This window comes from Enterococcus sp. C63 (assembly GCF_040887215.1).
Classification (GTDB): Bacteria; Bacillota; Bacilli; order Lactobacillales; family Enterococcaceae; genus Enterococcus_B; species Enterococcus_B hirae.
The window spans coordinates 1-19,342 of record NZ_JBFOFI010000008.1; the positions used below are offsets into that span (position 1 = coordinate 1).

A 19,342-nucleotide genomic window follows, 5' to 3' on the forward strand; every position below is an offset into this window, starting at 1 on the left:
ATGCTAATCAGTTGAGATTGCCGTAGCAACTTTTATATCATATCAGAGTGACGTTTGTTTGTCAACTCTTTTTTAAAAGTTTTTTAACTTCATTTTTCAGAAGTGTTTCAGCAACTCATTTATCATAACTCATCGTTTGTTATTTGTCAACAACTTTTTTGAAGTTTTTTTCGATAGAATCAAGCTTCGTAAGCTGTTGTTTTTTAACGACTCAGTTATCTTATCATGTGATCTCTCACACGTCAAGAACTTTTTGAAGTTATTTTTTATTTTTGTCAGAAGTTATTTAGTGATAACTTTTGAACAAATAATAATATACCAACTAAACCTTTAACGGTCAACGAATTTTTTGTATTTTTTCAAGTTTTTTTCATTGGACGATCATTTCTGTAATTTTAAAAATAATCATTCGTATTTTAATAGTTTTCCTGCGATATTACTCATCCCTTATTCTTTAATATTCGTTATAAATAAGAAGATAGTTTAATCAATCCACTCAAATACAAGCAAGCAATTCCTTTATCTACGCCTCCACATAATAAATTTCTCGATTATTCTCGCCTTGCATTTTTTTACCGTACCTCATTATTTCAAAAAAGAAACTGACAAAAAGTGGTGTAAGTTTTACGCTATCTACTAAAAATAGAGTGATCCTTTGACTTCTCTCTTTTACTAGATTATAAAAAAGAAGCCAACAGTCCTTGGCTTCTTTTTTATTCATCATATTTACCCTGCCTAACGCATCGTTGGGAATAGTAAAACATCACGGATCGACTGTGCATCCGTCAATAACATAACTAAACGGTCAATTCCGATACCTAGACCGCCAGTTGGTGGCATACCATATTCTAAAGCTTCCAAGAAGTCTTCATCGACACCGTGTGCTTCATCGTTTCCTAGCTCACGTTCTTTTTCTTGGGCTTCAAAACGTTCTCTTTGATCAATTGGATCATTTAATTCGGTAAAGGCATTCGCAAATTCCCGACCAACGATAAACAATTCAAAACGATCGGTAAAGCGTGGATCTTCTGGATTCTTTTTCGCCAATGGAGATACTTCTACTGGATGTCCGTAAACAAAAGTTGGTTGTGTCAATGTTTCTTCCACAAAAGTTTCAAAGAACTCATTGATGACATGTCCTACACCCATTGCTTCGGTCACTTCTACGTGATGCTCTTCAGCAAGTGCTAATGCTTCTTCTAATGTCATTTCTTTCCAGAAATCGACACCTGTTTGCTCTTTGATCGCATCTACCATATGGATACGTTTAAAGTCACTTTCCAAATCAACTGCTTGGCCATCATAAGTGATTTCTGCTGTACCAAGAACTTTTTGGGCTGCATTACGAATGATTCCTTCAGTCAAGTTCATGACATCCTGGAAATCTGTATAAGCGGTGTAAGCTTCTAACATCGTAAATTCTGGATTATGAGTTGTATCGATCCCTTCATTACGGAAAACGCGACCGATTTCGTAAACTTTTTCCATTCCACCCACAATTAGGCGTTTTAAATGAAGTTCTAACGCAATACGTAAGTATAAATCAATATCTAGTGCGTTATGGTGTGTAATAAATGGACGAGCTGCAGCACCACCGGCTTCATTGTGTAAGACTGGTGTTTCTACTTCAATATAGCCATTACCATCTAAGTAACGACGGATTTCGCTAATAATTTGGCTACGTTTCATGAAGCGATCAAAACTTTCACGGTTACTGATCAAATCAAGATAACGTTGACGATAACGTTGTTCGATATTAGTCAATCCATGGTATTTATCTGGTAGCGGACGTAAAGCTTTTGATAAAATAGTGATTTCTGATGCCTTGATTGAAACTTCGCCAGTATCAGTCTTCATGATTTCACCTGTTACGCCAAAGAAGTCTCCTAAATCAGCATGTTTGAATACATCATAGGCTTCATCACCTACTTGATCTTTACGTACATAAATTTGGATTTGGCCTTCACGATCTTGTAAGTGAGCAAATCCAGCTTTTCCTTTACCACGACGAGTGATCATTCGACCGGCTACACTTGCAGTTAGCCCCATCTCTGCTAATTCTTCTTTTGTTCTTGGATCAAACAATTCATGTAATTCTTCTGAATTGTGCGTACGTTCAAATCGTTTACCAAAAGGATCAATCCCATTTTCTCTTAATTGCTCCATTTTTTGACGGCGAACAAGCATTTGATCGTTTAAATCTTCTACTTGATGTTGTTGTTCCTGTGTCACAAAAGTTCCTCCATTCTCATGTTATTCTCTTTCCTATAATGCCAATGAAACACAAAAAAAGCAAGCCGAACTTAAAGTTCGACTTGAAAATTCACGAAAAACTTAGAAAATCACTGGATTATTTCACAGATACTTTTTCTGTTTTCTCTAAAAAGCGGTCAAGCAGTTCATTGATTTCTACTTGTTTTTCTGCTTGATTGATTGCAACTTTTACTTTTGCTGCTCGAGAGATTCCTTTTAAATAATAGGAAGCATGTGTCCGAAATTCTCGGCACGCAACAACCTCCCCTTTTAAATCGACTAAACGTTTCAAATGTAATTTAGCGGTCTCGATTTTTTCTCTTGGTGTTGGTTCAGGGATTAACTCGCCGGTTTCTAAGTAATGCTGGGTGCGATGGATCATCCAAGGATTGCCTAACGCTGCACGCCCGATCATCACACCATCCGCTCCTACGTATTCTAACATTCTTTTAGCATCTTCCGGAGTTTTGACATCTCCATTGCCCATAAATGGGATCTTGAGCTGACTTTTAACTTCTTTCAATACTTCCCAGTTTGCTTTACCTTCATACATTTGTACTCTCGTACGTCCGTGCATGGCGATTGCACTGGCGCCAGCTGCTTCAGCCGCTAAAGCATTTTGCACAGCAAAGACATGTTGTTCATCCCAACCGATTCTCATTTTCACAGTAACTGGTACATCAACGGCAGAAGAGACAGCTTGCACCATCTCATAAACTTTATCTGGATCCAATAACCATTTAGCGCCTGCTTCTGCTTTGATGATTTTGTTCACTGGGCAACCCATATTGATATCAATGATGTCAGCCGCTGTATTTTCTTGAACGAATTGGGCAGCCTCGACCAAAGTATCTTTGTTTCCACCAAAAATTTGCAAGCTTAGTGGATGTTCTGTTTCTTCGATATGCAGCATCTCTAATGTTTTCTTGTTTCTAAAATGGATTCCTTGGTCACTGATCATCTCACAGACGACTAATCCAGCACCGAACTCTTTGACGGTCACACGAAAAGCTGAATTAGTGATTCCAGCCATCGGTGCGACAACTACTCGATTGGGAATTTCAACATGTCCGATTTTCCATGTATGTTCCACTTATTTTCCTCCCAGCGCTTCTGCTTTTAGCTCGGATAATTCTGCTTCACTGTATTCATACTTGTTGTTGCAGAATGAACAAACGGCTTCTGCTCCGTGATCTTCATCAATCATCGCTTGGATTTCTTCTGCCCCTAAAGCAATAATTGCTTCCCCAAATTTTTCTTTTGAGCAATCACATTTGAATTGTACCGGCATTTTCTCTAAAATATTCAACTCACTAGTTCCTAGTAAACCTTCAAGAATTTTTTCAGGTGTTAATCCTTCGTCTAATAAAGTAGAAATACGTGGTGTCGTTTTTAATTGTTCTTCGATTTTACTGATAGTTTCTTCATCTGCACCAGGCATGATTTGGATCATAAATCCACCAGCTGTTTTGATACTGTCATCCGTGTTAACTAATACGCTCAATCCAACTGCTGAAGGAATCTGTTCTGAGATTGCAAGATAATAGGTAAAGTCTTCCGCAATTTCTCCAGAAACAATAGGTGTTTGTCCCGAAAATGGTTCTTTCAAACCGAGATCTTTAGTAACACTGAACATCCCTTGCGTTCCCACAGCACCACGCACATCAATTTTTCCTGCTTCATTCAAAGGTAGGCTCAAATGAGGGTTTTGGATATAGCCTTTGACTTCTCCTTTGCCATTCGCATCTACCACAATCCCATTAGCCGGACCATTCCCTTGAATCCGCACAGTTAACTTGTCTTCGCCTTTTAGCGTCGAACCTAGTAAAAGTCCGCCAACAAGCGTACGACCTAATGCAGCCGATGATGTATGCCAAGTGTCGTGTCGTTTTTGGGCTTCTGCAACAGTATTTGTTGCTTGAACTGCATAAGCACGTACATAGCCATCATAGGCCAGTGCCTTGATCAAATAATCTTCCATTTATTTATGTACCTCTTTTCCGATTTTTAAATTCATAGTGAATCATACTAGTTACGCTGATAATTTTCAACTTATGAATGTTATCTTTTCTTTTATTTGCCTATTCTATAATAAAAAATAAAACAACTACTAAAAAAGAGCCACGACTTTTGTCGTAGCTCTCATTTTTTAGCGATTATTTCGGTTGATCATCCGAATCATCTGTTGAAGAAGTTTGATGTTCTTCTTCATTTAATTCTTTTTTCTCTTCTTCAAATTCTTTCTTATCGTGCTCAAAATCTTGCTTTTCTTCCGCTTGTTTTTCTGCGTCTTTTTCTTCCAAAGCACGTTTTGCTTCTTCAAAAGTTTGCGCTTCTTTTTCACTAGGATAGTTAGCAGATTCTGAACCTTCAGGCATAACACCTTTTTCAAATAAAGATTTGATTGCTTTCGCATCGAGTGTTTCAAATTCTAACAGTTTTTCAGCGATCAATTTATGTTGTGCTCGATGTGCTTCGATGATCTCATGCGCTTTTTGATGAGCTTCCATCAAAATCTTACGCACTTCTTGGTCAATTTCAAAGGCCACTTGTTCAGAGTAAGCTTTCGTTTGACCATAGTCACGACCAACGAATACTTGATGATTTCCTTCATATTGAACTGGACCTAAACGATCACTCATTCCATATTCAGTTACCATGCTTCGTGCTAAAGCTGTTGCTTGTTCAAAGTCATTAGAAGCCCCAGTTGATTGAACGTTGAAGATGATTTCTTCTGCTGTTCGACCACCAAGCAAACCAACGATTTGTTCAAACATATCTTCTTTTGTCATCAAGAATTGATCTTCTTTTGGTAAAGCGATCATATAACCACCTGCACGTCCACGTGGAATAATGGTTACTTTATGAACCACACGTGCCCGACTCAAGACTAAACCAACGATCGTATGACCTGCTTCGTGATAAGCCACCATTTCTCGTTCTTTTTTGCTGATTACGCGATCTTTCTTAGCTGGACCTGCAATCACGCGATCTTCTGCTTCATCAATATCTGAAGCATCGATTTTCTTCTTGTTACGACGAGCCGCAACTAAAGCTGCTTCGTTTAAGACATTTTCTAAATCTGCACCAGCAAAACCTGGTGTTTGTTGTGCCACGACTTTCAAATCAACGTCATCTGCCATCGGTTTGTTTCGTGCGTGAACACGTAAGATTGCTTCACGACCTTTCACATCTGGACGACCAACTAAAATTTGACGGTCAAAACGTCCTGGACGTAAAAGTGCAGGGTCAAGTACATCTGAACGGTTTGTTGCAGCAATGACGATAACACCTTCATTCCCATCAAATCCGTCCATTTCAACTAGCAATTGGTTCAGTGTTTGTTCACGTTCATCATGTCCACCGCCCATGCCTGCGCCACGTTGACGACCAACAGCATCAATTTCATCGATGAAGATGATTGCTGGAGCATTTTTCTTCGCTGTTTCAAATAAGTCACGAACACGACTTGCCCCAACACCCACAAACATTTCTACAAAGTCAGAACCTGAAATAGAGTAAAACGGTACACCCGCTTCTCCAGCTACAGCTTTTGCTAACAATGTTTTACCAGTTCCTGGAGGTCCTTCTAAAAGAACACCAGCTGGGATACGTGCGCCTAACTCAACAAAACGTCGCGGATCTCTTAAGAATTCAACAACTTCAACCAACTCTTGTTTCTCTTCTTCTGCACCAGCGACATCTGAGAAGCGTACACGGTTCGCTTTTTTGTCGGCTTCTTTGGCTTTTGATTTACCAAAGTTCATGACACGGCCACCGCCGCCTCCGCCACCACCTTGTTGCCCCATCATCATATAGAAGAAGAACACAAGGATGATAATTGGTAAGAAGCTTAGCAATAAGGATACCCATACGCCACTGCTTGATTCTTCTTTGACTGTTGTAGCTACGTTATGTTCTTTCGCTAAATCAGTCACTTGGCTAAGTGTGGTATCGTTTGGCAAAATAATCGTTGTAAAGTGTGTCGTTTTTGTATCTGTCGATCCTAAGATAGCAAGTCCACCACTGTTAGAGACGGTTTGCTGTTCTTTATACTCTCCAGAAATTTTATATACACCATTTGCAGGTTGCACTTCAAATTCTTTGATTTTACCTGCTTGTAATTGTTCTGTAAATTTTGTGTACTCGATATCTGACGATCGTTGGCCGTTATTACCAAAGATAAAATATACGACCATAACCATCGCTAAGATTACGAGGACATAGTACAAGGCATTTTTCATCATGCCATTGTTTTTTTTGTTCATAGTTGCCCTCCCTATGCGTTATTTTAATTTAGCATTTTTTTTATCAATCCTGACCATTCTATTGTAACACAATTTATAGTAGATACAGCACTAATTTGATTGATAAACGCTAGGCTTCAATACACCGATGTATGGTAAATTACGGTAAGCTTCTGCATAATCTAATCCGTAACCCACTACAAATTCATTAGGAACATTGAATCCAACATAGTCTGCTTCAATATCAACTACTCTACCTTCTGGTTTATCAAGCAATGTGACAATTTTCACTGATTTTGCTTTACGGTATTTAAATAGATCAACCAAATAAGCGAGTGTTCTTCCACTATCGATGATATCTTCAACGATCAGTAAGTCACGGCCTTCAACATTGGTATCTAAATCTTTGACGATTTTGACTTCTCCTGATGAAACCGTTGCATTTCCATAACTTGAAACATCCATAAAGTCTATTTCCAAGTGAGCATCAATCGAACGTATGATATCTGCCATGAATGGAACAGCGCCTTTTAGAACACCAACAACGAGTGGATTATTATGCTTATAAGTTTCTGCCAATTCTTTGCCTAGTTCTTCACAACGAACTTGTATTTCTTCTCTTGTAATCAAAACTTTTTCAATATCCTTTTCTAACATCAGGTTCTCCTTCCAATTGCTTCTTTGTGATATTTGTAAAGAAGTATGTAGTGTATTTTATCAGTTTCTACACCAATACTCAAATAGGAATAGGTAAATGGGACCAAACTATAAATATTTTCATTTTGATCCCTCACGACCCATGCCTCTTTTCTTTGTGAATCAGGTACTTTGTTATCAATCAAATATCTGGATATTTTCTTTTTTAGTTTGCTATTTAGCTGGATACGCTCTCCTGCTTGTCTCTTTCCTACAAACAGTTCTTGATGTGAAGATAGCCAAAGATCATGAGAAAACTCGTCCCAATCATCTGCTTTTCTAGCTTCTTCGGCTGCTTCAGGTGTAAACAAGCCGATCCAGCAGCTTTCATCTAACCTGATGCGTTGATTCAACTCCAACTTATACGCCTCTGTTCGTTCTTGTATTGTTTTTGAGGGATCAGCTTTCTCTTGGATAAGATAGATTTTTTCATAGCTACGTTGCAGAACCCACCCTCGTTCAAGAGTAATTTTCCATTGGCCTTTTTTCTGTTGACACTGTTGTAAAATCAGTTGGATTTGTTTTTCTTTGATCACGATCGCTGTTTTTTCAAAAAATTGATCAAAGAATGCGTATAAGAAATAATAGCTTTCTTCTTCTGGCATCTCCGCTAATAGTTTCCAAGGAAAATGCACCCATTCGTTTTCTTCTACGACATTTTCCATCAAGACTTTCTTCATGTGTGTTTGAATCAATCGATCTGCCCATTGGATCTGCTGCGAAAAACGTTGAAAATGAACCATTGCTTGTGGATTTTCTTGTTTTAGTTGAGGCAGAACCAAATGACGAAGGCGATTACGTTGAACATCCAACTCTTGATTCGTATGGTCTTCAAAATAAACCAGCTCTCGCTCTGAAGCATATTGATATAATTGCGCCTTACTAAATCCTAGTAACGGACGAATCAATCGACCATTGGAGAAGGGTTGGGCTTCTTTGATCCCAGCATAGGTACTAAGTTGCCCCCCACGCAACAACTTCATTAAAACCGTTTCCATTTGGTCATCCCCATGATGTGCCGTCATTAGGCAGTCATAGCTGCCGCTTTGCATCTGCTTCGCAAACACTTGATAACGAAACTCTCGAGCCGCTGTTTCAATGCCCTTTTTTGTTGGCTTTTCCCAAACTTCCACTTGTAATGGGAGTTGATGTTGTCGACAATACTTCTTTAAATACGCAACTTCATGAACAGATTCTTCTCTTAATTGATGATTGATATGGGTCACTGCCAAAAAGAAACCCCATTTTTTTTGCGCTTCCATCATTAAATCCAGAAGAACCATAGAATCTACTCCCCCAGAAACCGCCAGTAGTGCTCTTGTTTTTTCATTCAAATAACCATTGATTTCACAATTTGTCAAAAAACGTTGTCTGATCTTCCTTGCGTCTTGTTCTTCTTCCATCGAATCACTTCCTTGTTCCTTCTCGGCTTCGATCAACCTACCATCAAAGATTCCAATGAAAAAAAGAGCGGACAAAAGTCTGCGACAATTGCCTGCTCTTAAGTTTTTGGTTAGCTGCGACGTCCGCCGCGTCCGCCACGTTTACCTTCTGTATTGCGCTTCAAGGAAGTCAATCGATCATCACTATCCTTTAAAAATGAACTCATTAATGAATCGAAGTCTTCTTTATGGTTATTAGAAGATTGACTGCGAGAAAAAGGTTTTTTCTGTGTTGAACGACCTCGATTATCGCGAGGATCTCTTTGTTGATATTTTTTTGGACGCTTATCATCATCTGATTCTGTTGATTCCGCTGGTTTTGGTTGTGTTTGACGGATTGATAATCCAATTTTACCATCATCATTAACTGAGATAACTTTAACAGTTACTTCATCACTGACACTTAAAACATCATGAATATCTTTGATATAGCCATTTGAGACTTCACTGATATGAACTAGACCAGTTTTTCCAGCTCCTAAATCAATAAACGCGCCAAAATTTGTAATTCCTGATACTTTCCCTTGCAGTTTTGCTCCTACCTCGATTGACATAAAAAAAATGTTCCTCCTAATTATTAACCTATTTATAATACTGCTTATTTTGCAGTTGTTGAACTAGTTGTTTGGTCTGTGTCATCCGTATTTGATTCTAATACTGGATAAACCTGCTCGCCTTCTTTTGAATAAAAGTATTTGCTTCTCGCAAGTTTCGCCACATAGTCATCATCTTTCAATAATGAGACATCCTGTGTTAGCTGATCCACATCAGCATTGACTTGGCTTAATTCCGTATTTGCTTCAACTTTCAATTCGTTTAATTGATTCATTCTTTGCATATCACGAAAAATTTGAAAACCTAAAATTGCGAAAATGACCAAAGCACCTATAAAAATAACTGCTAATCGACGTCTACGAAAAATCAACTGGCGTTGTTGTTCTTGAAATTCGACATATTTTTTCTTTGCATACTCTGTATCTAAAGCAGCAATTTTGTTGCTTTTTTTTGTCACTTCTCTTCGCTCCAATCTTTTTTGATTGTCGTTTTCATTATACCAATATCATTGAGGGTTGTCTAATCTATTTCGTCAGTGTTTTACTTGCGAATCTCCGAAATGATCTCATACATTTTTTGAGCATCTTCTTTTTTCGTTGACTCATGTAATTCATTGACTTTTACTTCCATTGTTTTGTTTCCAAATTGGATCTTCAATTGATCGCCTACCTTGACATCACTAGAAGATTTAGCCAATTTTCCATTGATTTGAATTCTTCCTTTATCTGCCACTTCTTTTGCTACAGAGCGGCGTTTGATAATTCGGGAAATTTTAAGAAATTTATCTAATCGCATTAGGATTCCTCACTTTTATTTTTTATAAGTTTATTAAATCGTAAAATCTTTTTTCCAAACGGTAACATCAACCATTCTCTAACCGTAAATAATTTTGTCCAGATCACAGCATTCACAAAGACGAACGCCCCGATTCCTACACCTGCTAAACTGGCAAAGAATGCAGAAGACCGATGAGCAACCGGTCCAAAAATCATCGTCAGTCCGCCATAATAAATCAGTAAGGCTAAGATCATCCATCCCAAACATTGAAGCAATTTACTTCCAAAGCGACGTTCTTTCCAGAACTGATTGATTTCACTAGTCTCCGTGTGGACAAAATACCATAGAGTGACAGCCAATCCTAGCAAAGTCGACAAACTAGCTCCTACTGTCCCTAGATAGCCAGTTAGAAACGGGGTTGCCAAAGCTTTGGCTAACAGCCCCCAGCCTGCACCTTTCAAAGAGGGACGAAAAGAATTTTTACTTTGGGCAATACTTTGATAGGTTTGGATGATTGCTGTTAAAGCAATTGCAAAGACGAATAGCACCAACGCTGCATTCCCAGCGTAATCTTTAAATAGCGCATAGTTGATATACGGTAAAAGCATAGCTAGTCCTACAGAAGCAGCTAATGCTAAAGTCGTTGTTAACCGTAAATAGATTTTGGCAGTCTTTAGAAATTGACTATGCACAGCCGTCATCAAGTACTTCGTCAATGCAGGTAAAAAAGTCGCACTTAATGCAGTCGCAATCACTAGTCCTAATTGAACTAACGGTTGCCCACGATCATAGACCCCTTTTGCAATTTTTGCACTTTGTTCAGAAAATCCATAAACTTGAAGCGCATTTTTTACAAAAAATGAGTCGATCAGCTGAAAGAAAATCAGCAGACCACTATAGATTGACACTAAGCCCCCTTCAACTAAAAAACGCCGGATCAATCGTTTGTCAGGTCGTTTCGTGACCGAAAAATGTCGAAAACTTAACGCTCCACCATGGATTTTTTGTTCATAATAGCGCAACACACCATAGGCACAAAGTCCCCCGATGACTGCACCACTCATAGCAGCAGTTCCTGTTTGGTAAACTGACCAGCCAAATAGTCGAAAAGCAAAGGCACTGAAAACGATGATCGCCACTCTCACAAATTGTTCAACGACTTGTGAAACAGCTGTCGGTTCCATCAAAAATCTGCCTTGGAAATTCCCTCGATAAAAAGATAGTCCTGGCATCAGTAAGAAAGTAAATGAAACGATTTGGATCAGCGGTCGTAATTGCTGATCTCCCATCATCCAAGCAATCCAACGGCTAAAGAGAAAAGTAAACAGCCACAGAACAATCCCTGTCCAAAAAACTAATGGATAAAGCCGTTGCAGTGCTTCTTTTCGCTGAATTGGATCTTTTCGTTCAGCGACATATTTTGAAATGAATTGCGGTAAACCAGACAACGCTAAAGTCATGGCAATCCCATAGATTGGGTATACTTGTTGGTATACATAAAATCCTTCATCACCAACTAAGTTTTGGAGCGGAATGCGGTACAGCGCACTTAGGACTTTTGCTATGAAAGAAGCAATCGTCAATATAAATGCGCCATGCATCACGCGACGCATCTCTTTATGGTCCAAAGTATTCGCTCCTTCCTAAGCAGACAGATATTTTTGTTCACGTAAAGCTTTGACAAAACGTTGGATTTCTTGCAACCAAACTGCTTCATCGGTCTTGTTAGGAACCGTTAGTCGAATCACCATTTTTTCTTTTTCTACACCTAAACTTGCTTTTAGTTTTGTTGCAGTCAAAGCTTCAAATAACTGTTCTACAGTATAGCGTTTTGTTCCTGCTTTACTTAGATTAAAGACGATAGTCTGCTGTTGCTTGCGAATTGTTTCAATCAAGGCGCGATCGCCATCCATTTTGATTTGACCAATCGTTAAGAGATGTGCCACCTCTTCAGGGTATTCCCCAAAACGGTCTAAAAGATCATCTTCTAATTCATCAAGCATTTCTTGTGAATCAAGTTCCCTGATCCGTTTATAAATTTCAATTTTCTGTCTTTGGTCCGAAACATATTCTTCTGGCAAGTAAGCATCGACCCCAAGATCGATTTCAACTGCTGTTTTTTCCACTTGGTTGTTCTTTCCTTGTTTACGTAAAACAGCATCACTTAACATTTGCGAATACATGTCGAATCCGACAGCATCAATAAAGCCGTGCTGCTGCGCACCTAGCAGATTTCCTGCTCCTCGGATCGATAAATCCCGCATAGCGATTTTAAAACCAGAGCCTAGTTCGGTGAAATCTTTAATGGCTTGAAGACGTTTTTCGCTGACTTCATTCAAGATTTTTTGTTGTTCATACATGAAGTAGGCGTACGCCACTCGGTTGCTTCGTCCCACACGACCACGTAATTGATAAAGAGTCGATAGCCCCATGTAATCAGCATTTTCAACGAAGAGCGTATTCGCATTTGGAATATCGACACCCGTTTCAATGATCGTCGTTGTGATTAACACATCATATTGTCCTTCAATAAAATCAAACAATGTATTTTCTAATTGTGCTTCAGTCATTTGACCATGCGCATAACCGATTCGTGCTTCTGGTACAAGTTCTTGGATTTCTTCCACTTTTTGTTCGATCGTCTCTACTCGATTATAGAGATAGAACACTTGACCGCCACGCCCCATTTCTCGATGGATAGCTTCACGAATCGCTCCAGGATTTTTTTCCATCACGTAAGTTTGAATCGGATAACGATTGGCAGGCGGTGTTTCGATCACTGATAAATCACGAACCCCGAGCATTGACATGTGGAGTGTCCGTGGGATCGGTGTCGCTGTCAACGTCAAGACATCCACTTGGGCACGTAGTTGTTTCAAACGTTCTTTATGTTTTACACCAAAACGCTGTTCTTCGTCAACGATCAATAACCCTAAGTCACTAAATTCAATGTCTTTAGATAAGATACGATGCGTTCCGACTACGATATCGATTTGTCCAGTACGTAATTGTTCAATCGTTTCTTTTTGTTGTTTTTTCGTTCGGAAACGACTCAATAGACCTACATTTACTGGAAATCCTTCAAAACGTTCCAACATCGTTTCATAATGTTGTTGGGCGAGAATGGTCGTAGGAACTAAAAAGGCAACTTGTTTACTTTCCTTGACGGCTTTAAAAGCAGCTCGTAAAGCCACTTCCGTTTTACCGTAGCCAACATCACCAACGAGCAAACGATCCATCGGTTTTTCTTTTTCCATATCTCGTTTGATCTCTGCGGCACTCCGTAATTGGTCATCCGTTTCAGAGTATGGGAAGGCATTTTCAAATTCTTTTTGATACCCATCATCCGGTCCAAACGCATACCCTTTTTCTGATTCTCTGGCAGCATATAGTTTGATCAGATCATCTGCGATATCTTCAATTTTAGACGAAACCTTTCTTTTGGTTTTCGTCCATTCACTACTGCCTAATTTATTGATACGAGGTGCTTTTGATTCAGAAGCAACATATTTTTGGATCAAATTCAGCTGGGTAACCGGAATAAATAATTTATCGTCATTTTGATAAAGGATCGTCATGTAGTCTTGATGGACACCATCCACTTCTAACGTTTCCATCCCAATATATTTACCGATCCCGTGATTTGCGTGAACGACATAGTCGCCTGCTTTTAGTTCATTATAGCTTTTTAAACGTTCCGCATTCGTTACGGTTTGTCGCCGTGTTTGTTTCTTCGTCGTTTTTTGGAAAATTTCTTTTTCCGTAATTGCGACTATTTTCTCTTGAGGAAGTTCGAACCCTGTTTGCAGCGCCCCTTCCACTAGTTGCACTTGTCCTCTGATCAGTTTTTCTTTTTCGGTTTCCACGACTAGGATCTCTTCATCACGTAACATCTGCTCCGCTTTTCTAATCCGTTCTTTCGTAGGAATAAAGATGACTACTGTTTGTTCTTGCTTACGCCATCGGTCCATTTCTGTTTTCAATAATGGCATTTGACCGAAAAATTGTTGCATCGTACGATATTGAAAATTGTGAATCGCTTGAAAACGTAAATTCCCCATACCCTTTTGAAAAAGCGCAAAAAAAGTCGTCACAAATTTTTCTTTTTGAACTAATTTATGCACATCATTGACAAAGACTTGCTCTGAGAAGACACGTAATTCACTAATTTTTTGTGTTTGCCATTCAGCTGCTTCTCTTTCGATCTCCCGATTTGTTTCCATGATTCGTTGATAATCATCCACAATGAATAAACTACTTGTTGGAAAATAATCAAGAATTGTCGTTTCTTCTTGATAAAGTAGATCAGCATAAAGTTTCGCGTCTTCTGTCGGATTTCCTGCTTGCCATTGCGCGATTACTTGTCCAAAATAATCCTGCACGAATTGGCGGTCTGTTTCTTCTGAAATCGTCGCTAGTTTCTTTTCTAACAACTTTTCCAGTCGGTCGATCCCATGAAGTAAATCAGCTTGGTCGTAGACCTGTTCACTTGTCGGTGCGATCCAAATTTCTGTTACTTTTTCGATCGAGCGTTGAGTTTCTACTTCAAAATATCGCATGGAGTCAATCTCTACATCAAATAATTCGATACGTACGGGATGTTCGAGATTGATCGGATAGATATCAATGATGCTGCCACGAATACTATACTCTCCCGTTTTTGCCACCATTTCAACTCGTTCGTAGCCTAATAAAGTCAATAGACGAGGCAGATCATCAACGGCTATTTCCTCTCCCGTTCGCCAAGTCAATTGGGCTTGTTTCCAAACTTTTGGACTGGGTAATCGTTTATGCAATGCTGCTACTGGTAATAAATAGACCCCTGGTTGTTTTTGTTGCAGGGCATTTAGTGTAGCAACTCGTTCTCTTCTTGCTTCTGGGGAAGAAAAAGCCATTTCCGCAGAAAGAACTTCATCTACTGGAAAAGAATGTATTTGTTCTGCTGGCAAAACATGTTGCAAATCTTCTGCTAGTTGATTCGCATAATACAGATTAGGCATTAATACGACTAAGTTTTTCTTTGTTTTTTTGAACGCTCGAGCAAAGAGAAGAGTTTTGGCTGAACCAGCTAAACCAGTGATCAATTGTCTTGGTGATTTTTCTTCTATCTGGTTGAGCCATTCCTTCACCTGTGGATCTTTACCAATTAATTGAACGATATCCATTTTTTTCCTCCTTCGCTAATTGAATTTGTTCATCGTATCGATAAACGAATGACCATCCAGCATAAACTCGAGTGCTGCCACTGACTGATCGATACTTGCTTCAATCAATGGTTGAACTTCTTTACTAAATGGGCTTAGCACGTGTTGAACAACAGTTTTGTTTCCTTCTGGTCGACCAATGCCTACTTTGATACGGTCAAATACATTCGTATTCAAGTGAGAAATGATACTTTTTATTCCATTATGCCCTCCAGCACTCCCTTTTTGGCGCAAGCGGATCTTGCCAGTTACAAGATCTAAATCATCATAAACAACAACTAATTCTTCCGGATAAATACCGAAATAAGTCATTAATGGTCCTACAGCACGACCAGATTCGTTCATAAAAGTTTGCGGCTTCACTAATAAGATTTTTTCTCCTTGATAGAAAAACTCTGCAACTTCCGCTTCAAATGTATTTTTTTTAAACACAGCTTGTTGCTTTTCAGCCATGCGATCAACGACCATAAAGCCGATATTATGTTTGGTTTGTGCATATTTGGTTCCTGGGTTTCCAAGCCCTACGATCATTTTCATTTGTTCTACCACCTAATTGAAAAAAGCAGCACAAAAGGCTGGAGCGCCCTAAAGCAATCCAGTCTTTGACTCATTTTTTCATTTTTTTACTTTCTACTATTAAGTATAACACACAAGTACCTGTTTCAACAAAAAGAGAATGTTTAACAAATGATAAAGAAATTAAAATTTTCTTCAAAGTCTAATAAATTAATAACCTTTTAAAAATAGTGAAATCACGCACATGTAAGCTTTTACATATAATACAACCTTGTTATCTGTTATATTTTATAGCCAAATAGCGTGACAGCGGGCTTGATAAATGTTAGCATAGGCATGGGAAAAAACAAAATCAATGGAAGGATTGATATATAATGACTGCAGCTGCAGAAAAAAAAGATCATCAAAAAGTAATTCTTGTTGGAGATGGCGCCGTAGGTTCTAGCTATGCCTTTGCTCTAGTTACTCAAAACATTGCACAAGAAGTAGGTATCGTAGATATCAACACAGCAAAAACTGAAGGAGATGCTATTGATTTATCACATGCTCTAGCATTTACTTCACCTAAAAAAATCTACTCTGCTACTTATGCAGATGCACATGATGCTGACTTAGTAGTTATCACTGCTGGTGCACCACAAAAACCAGGTGAAACTCGTTTAGACTTAGTAAATAAAAACTTAAAAATCAACCGCGATGTAGTAACACAAATTGTTGAATCAGGATTCAATGGTATTTTCTTAGTTGCTGCTAACCCAGTAGATATTTTAACTTACTCAACTTGGAAATTCTCAGGCTTCCCTAAAGAACGCGTAATCGGTTCAGGTACTTCACTTGACTCAGCTCGCTTCCGTCAAGCACTTGCAGAATTAGTTGATGTTGATGCACGTAACGTCCATGCTTATATCTTAGGTGAACACGGTGACTCAGAATTTCCTGTTTGGTCACATGCTAACGTTGCTGGTTTACAAATTTATGAATGGGTTAAAAACAATCCAGACGTTGATGAAGAAGCAATGGTTAACTTATTCTTTGGTGTACGTGATGCTGCTTACACAATCATTGAAAAGAAAGGCGCTACTTTCTATGGTATCGCTGTAGCCTTAGCACGTATCACTCGTGCCATCTTAGATGATGAAAATGCTGTACTTCCACTATCTGTATTTATGAATGGTGAATACGGCTTGAACGATATCTACATTGGTGCCCCTGCAGTAATCAACCGTCAAGGTATCCAAAAAGTTATCGAAATCCCTCTAAGTGACAGCGAACAAGATCGTATGGCTGCTTCAGCTAAACAATTAAAAGAAATCTTAGATGAAGCTTTTTCTAAATTAGACGCTGAATAATTAGAATAAATTTAACCACTTAATCAAGCAGAATGTCAGCATTCTGCTTGATTTTTTTACTTAACGATCGTTAAATTTTTGCTAAATCATTTGTCCCCTTCGTCTTTTTTCTCAAAATATGCTATGATTAGTTCGTTATACGCTAAACTATCAAATAAGGAGCTGCCCGCATGACAAGATCTTCTCATCATAAAAAATCGAAATCGCTACACATTGGTCTATTAACTACGCTAGGCGTATTCCTTGCATTAATCGGCTTTTACGCTTACCGCAGTACATATTACACCAATCATTTTTTACCTAACACGGAAATTAATTCCATCAATGTTAGTAACCTGACCGTGCAACAGGCAAATGACAAATTAAAAGACACCTTTTCCAATAAAAAGCTGACGATTGAAGAAAATGGGAAAGTTTGGGAAGAGATCGCAAAATCTGAGCTTGGTTATAAAGATGACTTTTCAGCAGATTTATCTCGATTGTTAAACCAACAAAATGCTTGGTCATGGGGCATGAACTATGTTTCCGCTAGTGAAAAACAAGAAATTGATCCGCAAGATACTGATCATCAAAAACTAGATGAAACGCTGGCTTCCACGACGAATAAGCTAACCGAATTAAATAAAGATCGGACACAGACACAAGATGCGACAATTGAAAAATCTGGTGACTCTTTCAAAATAAAACCAGAAATAACTGGCGATACGATTGATGTGACAGCAGCTATCAACGCGCTGAAAACCAGTGTGAAGGATGGCAAAAACAAAATTGATTTAACTAAATTTCAAACAAAACCAAAAGTGACAGCGACCGATAAAAATTTAACAAAACAAGTCGATGAAATGAATGCCATTGCTAATATCAAAGGAACCTATAGTATCAACGGCAATACTTTCCAGATACCTCGTTCTGAAATTGCTAACTGGCTAACTTACACAGATGGTAAAGTTGATTTAGATACAACACAAGTTAAAAACTATGTAACAGGTTTAGGAGAAAAATATAACACAAGTACGAATGACACAAAATTTAAAAGTACAAAACGGGGTGAAGTAACGGTTCCTGTGGGTACCTATAGTTGGTCAATCAAAACTGATGCAGAAACAGAAGCTTTGAAGTCAGCCATTTTAGCAGGTAAAGACTTTACCCGATCACCAATTGTTCAAGGTGCCACAACAGCTGATCATCCTTTAATAGAAGATACCTATATCGAAGTTGATTTAAAAAACCAGCATATGTGGTATTACAAAGATGGTAAAGTTGCGCTAGAAACTGACATCGTGTCTGGAAAACCTAAGACCCCTACTCCAGCTGGTGTTTTCTATGTTTGGAACAAAGAGGAAAATGCTACATTAAAAGGAACGAATGATGATGGAACCCCTTATGCAAGTCCTGTAAACTACTGGATGCCAGTTGACTGGACCGGTGTTGGTATCCATGATTCCGACTGGCAACCTGAATATGGTGGCGATCTTTGGAAAACTCGTGGATCTCATGGATGTGTCAATACGCCGCCAAGTGTCATGAAAGAATTGTTTGGCATGGTAGAAAAAGGTACACCAGTAATCATTTTCTGATAGCTTCAATAAAAAATGAATTCGTAAAAAAACTGGTTTCTCAACAAAGTTTATCTTAAACTTTAGAGAGACCAGTTTTTTTACGTCTATCACTATCAAAGGGGGAATAAAATGGACGATAAGTTACAAGCTAAAAAAACTTATTATCAACAGTTTCTTGATTACACTGAGCAACAGATCTTAGAATTATCCGCCAGTATCGCAGACCAGCAAAAACTACTCGTCAAACCAGAGAATAATGAATTTGAACAAAAGATTTTAGTCAAAAAACTAGCTAGTGACAAGAGAAAAATGCAATCATTTTTAAATGGTGAGGGCCTCCTCCGTTCAATCCTTCAGCAACTGGATAATATTCATACTACGATCGCGAATCAAGATCAAAATAATTCGCTATGGAATAGGTTTTTTCGCTCATCATCCAATGAGTTGGCTAATCACCAGAAATTATTACATACATATGAACTTCTGTTTGAAGAAATAATGAAAGGATTATACAGCGATACACAAAAGGCGTCACCGTATAAAAAACTAGTGCCCAAAGAGAGGTACAGATAATGATTCAAGGATAAAATCAACCACTCCTAAAATAAATTCCAATCCAATCTATCCATAAATAAACAACAGCTGGCTTTGATCCACAAGTTCTATTTTATAAAAATGAATCACAAGTATACTACGAAATGAAGCCGAAAAATCCTAAAATAGAAAACTATTTTAGGATTTTTC

Annotated in this window: 16 protein-coding genes; 3 read left to right on the top strand and 13 right to left on the bottom strand. The window is 38.5% G+C overall.

Features of this window, described 5'->3' with window-relative positions:
- Positions 1–523 precede the first annotated feature (523 nt).
- From AB3H90_RS11575 to pth, 13 genes are all read right to left on the bottom strand, one after another.
- Positions 524–721: a hypothetical protein gene (locus tag AB3H90_RS11575; protein ID WP_325821916.1), complete on the bottom strand. Its 198-nt coding sequence runs from the start codon at positions 719–721 to the stop codon at positions 524–526.
- 14 nt (positions 722–735) lie between these two features.
- Complete coding sequence (gene lysS, locus AB3H90_RS11580) at positions 736–2,232, bottom strand: lysine--tRNA ligase (RefSeq protein ID WP_010720573.1); 1,497 nt, start codon at positions 2,230–2,232, stop codon at positions 736–738.
- Positions 2,233–2,350: 118 nt separating this feature from the next.
- Positions 2,351–3,346, bottom strand: coding sequence for a tRNA dihydrouridine synthase DusB (gene dusB, locus AB3H90_RS11585; protein WP_034700012.1), 996 nt, complete (start codon positions 3,344–3,346; stop codon positions 2,351–2,353).
- Complete coding sequence (gene hslO, locus AB3H90_RS11590; RefSeq protein WP_010720575.1) at positions 3,347–4,234, bottom strand: Hsp33 family molecular chaperone HslO; 888 nt, start codon at positions 4,232–4,234, stop codon at positions 3,347–3,349.
- Between the two features lie 175 nt (positions 4,235–4,409).
- Positions 4,410–6,521, bottom strand: coding sequence for an ATP-dependent zinc metalloprotease FtsH (ftsH, locus tag AB3H90_RS11595; protein ID WP_010720576.1), 2,112 nt, complete (start codon positions 6,519–6,521; stop codon positions 4,410–4,412).
- 90 nt (positions 6,522–6,611) lie between these two features.
- Positions 6,612–7,157: a hypoxanthine phosphoribosyltransferase gene (gene hpt / locus AB3H90_RS11600; protein ID WP_010737292.1), complete on the bottom strand. Its 546-nt coding sequence runs from the start codon at positions 7,155–7,157 to the stop codon at positions 6,612–6,614.
- Complete coding sequence (gene tilS / locus AB3H90_RS11605; protein ID WP_368016755.1) at positions 7,157–8,599, bottom strand: tRNA lysidine(34) synthetase TilS; 1,443 nt, start codon at positions 8,597–8,599, stop codon at positions 7,157–7,159. The genes hpt and tilS overlap by 1 nt, the downstream gene beginning before the upstream one ends.
- A 110-nt stretch (positions 8,600–8,709) precedes the next feature.
- Positions 8,710–9,192 (bottom strand): S1 domain-containing RNA-binding protein, encoded by a 483-nt coding sequence (locus AB3H90_RS11610; protein ID WP_010720579.1) that lies wholly within the window; start codon positions 9,190–9,192, stop codon positions 8,710–8,712.
- A 44-nt stretch (positions 9,193–9,236) separates the two neighbouring features.
- Entirely contained in the window at positions 9,237–9,650 is a 414-nt protein-coding gene (locus AB3H90_RS11615; RefSeq protein WP_010737290.1) for a septum formation initiator family protein, read from the bottom strand.
- A gap of 83 nt (positions 9,651–9,733) precedes the next feature.
- Positions 9,734–9,988, bottom strand: a complete 255-nt coding sequence (locus tag AB3H90_RS11620) for an RNA-binding S4 domain-containing protein (RefSeq protein ID WP_368016756.1) — start codon at positions 9,986–9,988, stop codon at positions 9,734–9,736.
- On the bottom strand, positions 9,988–11,598 hold the full coding sequence (locus AB3H90_RS11625; protein ID WP_368016757.1) for an oligosaccharide flippase family protein: 1,611 nt from the start codon (positions 11,596–11,598) through the stop codon (positions 9,988–9,990). The genes AB3H90_RS11620 and AB3H90_RS11625 overlap by 1 nt, the downstream gene beginning before the upstream one ends.
- 15 nt (positions 11,599–11,613) lie before the next feature.
- A complete protein-coding gene (gene mfd, locus AB3H90_RS11630; RefSeq protein ID WP_368016758.1) occupies positions 11,614–15,135 on the bottom strand; it encodes a transcription-repair coupling factor in 3,522 nt (1,173 codons plus the stop codon).
- 15 nt (positions 15,136–15,150) lie between these two features.
- The gene (pth, locus tag AB3H90_RS11635; protein ID WP_010720584.1) at positions 15,151–15,711 is read right to left on the bottom strand and encodes an aminoacyl-tRNA hydrolase; all 561 of its coding nucleotides are present in this window, start codon (positions 15,709–15,711) and stop codon (positions 15,151–15,153) included.
- Positions 15,712–16,064: 353 nt separating this feature from the next.
- Here pth and AB3H90_RS11640 point away from each other — a divergent pair, with 353 nt between their 5' ends.
- From AB3H90_RS11640 to AB3H90_RS11650, 3 genes are all read left to right on the top strand, one after another.
- A complete protein-coding gene (locus AB3H90_RS11640) occupies positions 16,065–17,039 on the top strand; it encodes an L-lactate dehydrogenase (RefSeq protein ID WP_005875171.1) in 975 nt (324 codons plus the stop codon).
- Between the two features lie 170 nt (positions 17,040–17,209).
- Positions 17,210–18,616 (top strand): L,D-transpeptidase family protein, encoded by a 1,407-nt coding sequence (locus tag AB3H90_RS11645; RefSeq protein WP_126342916.1) that lies wholly within the window; start codon positions 17,210–17,212, stop codon positions 18,614–18,616.
- A 111-nt stretch (positions 18,617–18,727) separates the two neighbouring features.
- Positions 18,728–19,171, top strand: a complete 444-nt coding sequence (locus AB3H90_RS11650) for a hypothetical protein (RefSeq protein WP_063627632.1) — start codon at positions 18,728–18,730, stop codon at positions 19,169–19,171.
- Positions 19,172–19,342 lie beyond the last annotated feature (171 nt).

Coding starts and splice junctions, on each gene's coding strand:
- tilS (WP_368016755.1), bottom strand. CDS start 8,599: ATGGAAGAAGAACAAGACGCAAGGAAGATCAGACAACGTTTTTTGACA.
- AB3H90_RS11640 (WP_005875171.1), top strand. CDS start 16,065: ATGACTGCAGCTGCAGAAAAAAAAGATCATCAAAAAGTAATTCTTGTT.
- ftsH (WP_010720576.1), bottom strand. CDS start 6,521: ATGAACAAAAAAAACAATGGCATGATGAAAAATGCCTTGTACTATGTC.
- mfd (WP_368016758.1), bottom strand. CDS start 15,135: ATGGATATCGTTCAATTAATTGGTAAAGATCCACAGGTGAAGGAATGG.
- AB3H90_RS11575 (WP_325821916.1), bottom strand. CDS start 721: ATGAATAAAAAAGAAGCCAAGGACTGTTGGCTTCTTTTTTATAATCTA.
- hpt (WP_010737292.1), bottom strand. CDS start 7,157: ATGTTAGAAAAGGATATTGAAAAAGTTTTGATTACAAGAGAAGAAATA.
- AB3H90_RS11620 (WP_368016756.1), bottom strand. CDS start 9,988: ATGCGATTAGATAAATTTCTTAAAATTTCCCGAATTATCAAACGCCGC.
- AB3H90_RS11645 (WP_126342916.1), top strand. CDS start 17,210: ATGACAAGATCTTCTCATCATAAAAAATCGAAATCGCTACACATTGGT.
- AB3H90_RS11650 (WP_063627632.1), top strand. CDS start 18,728: ATGGACGATAAGTTACAAGCTAAAAAAACTTATTATCAACAGTTTCTT.
- hslO (WP_010720575.1), bottom strand. CDS start 4,234: ATGGAAGATTATTTGATCAAGGCACTGGCCTATGATGGCTATGTACGT.
- pth (WP_010720584.1), bottom strand. CDS start 15,711: ATGAAAATGATCGTAGGGCTTGGAAACCCAGGAACCAAATATGCACAA.
- AB3H90_RS11610 (WP_010720579.1), bottom strand. CDS start 9,192: ATGTCAATCGAGGTAGGAGCAAAACTGCAAGGGAAAGTATCAGGAATT.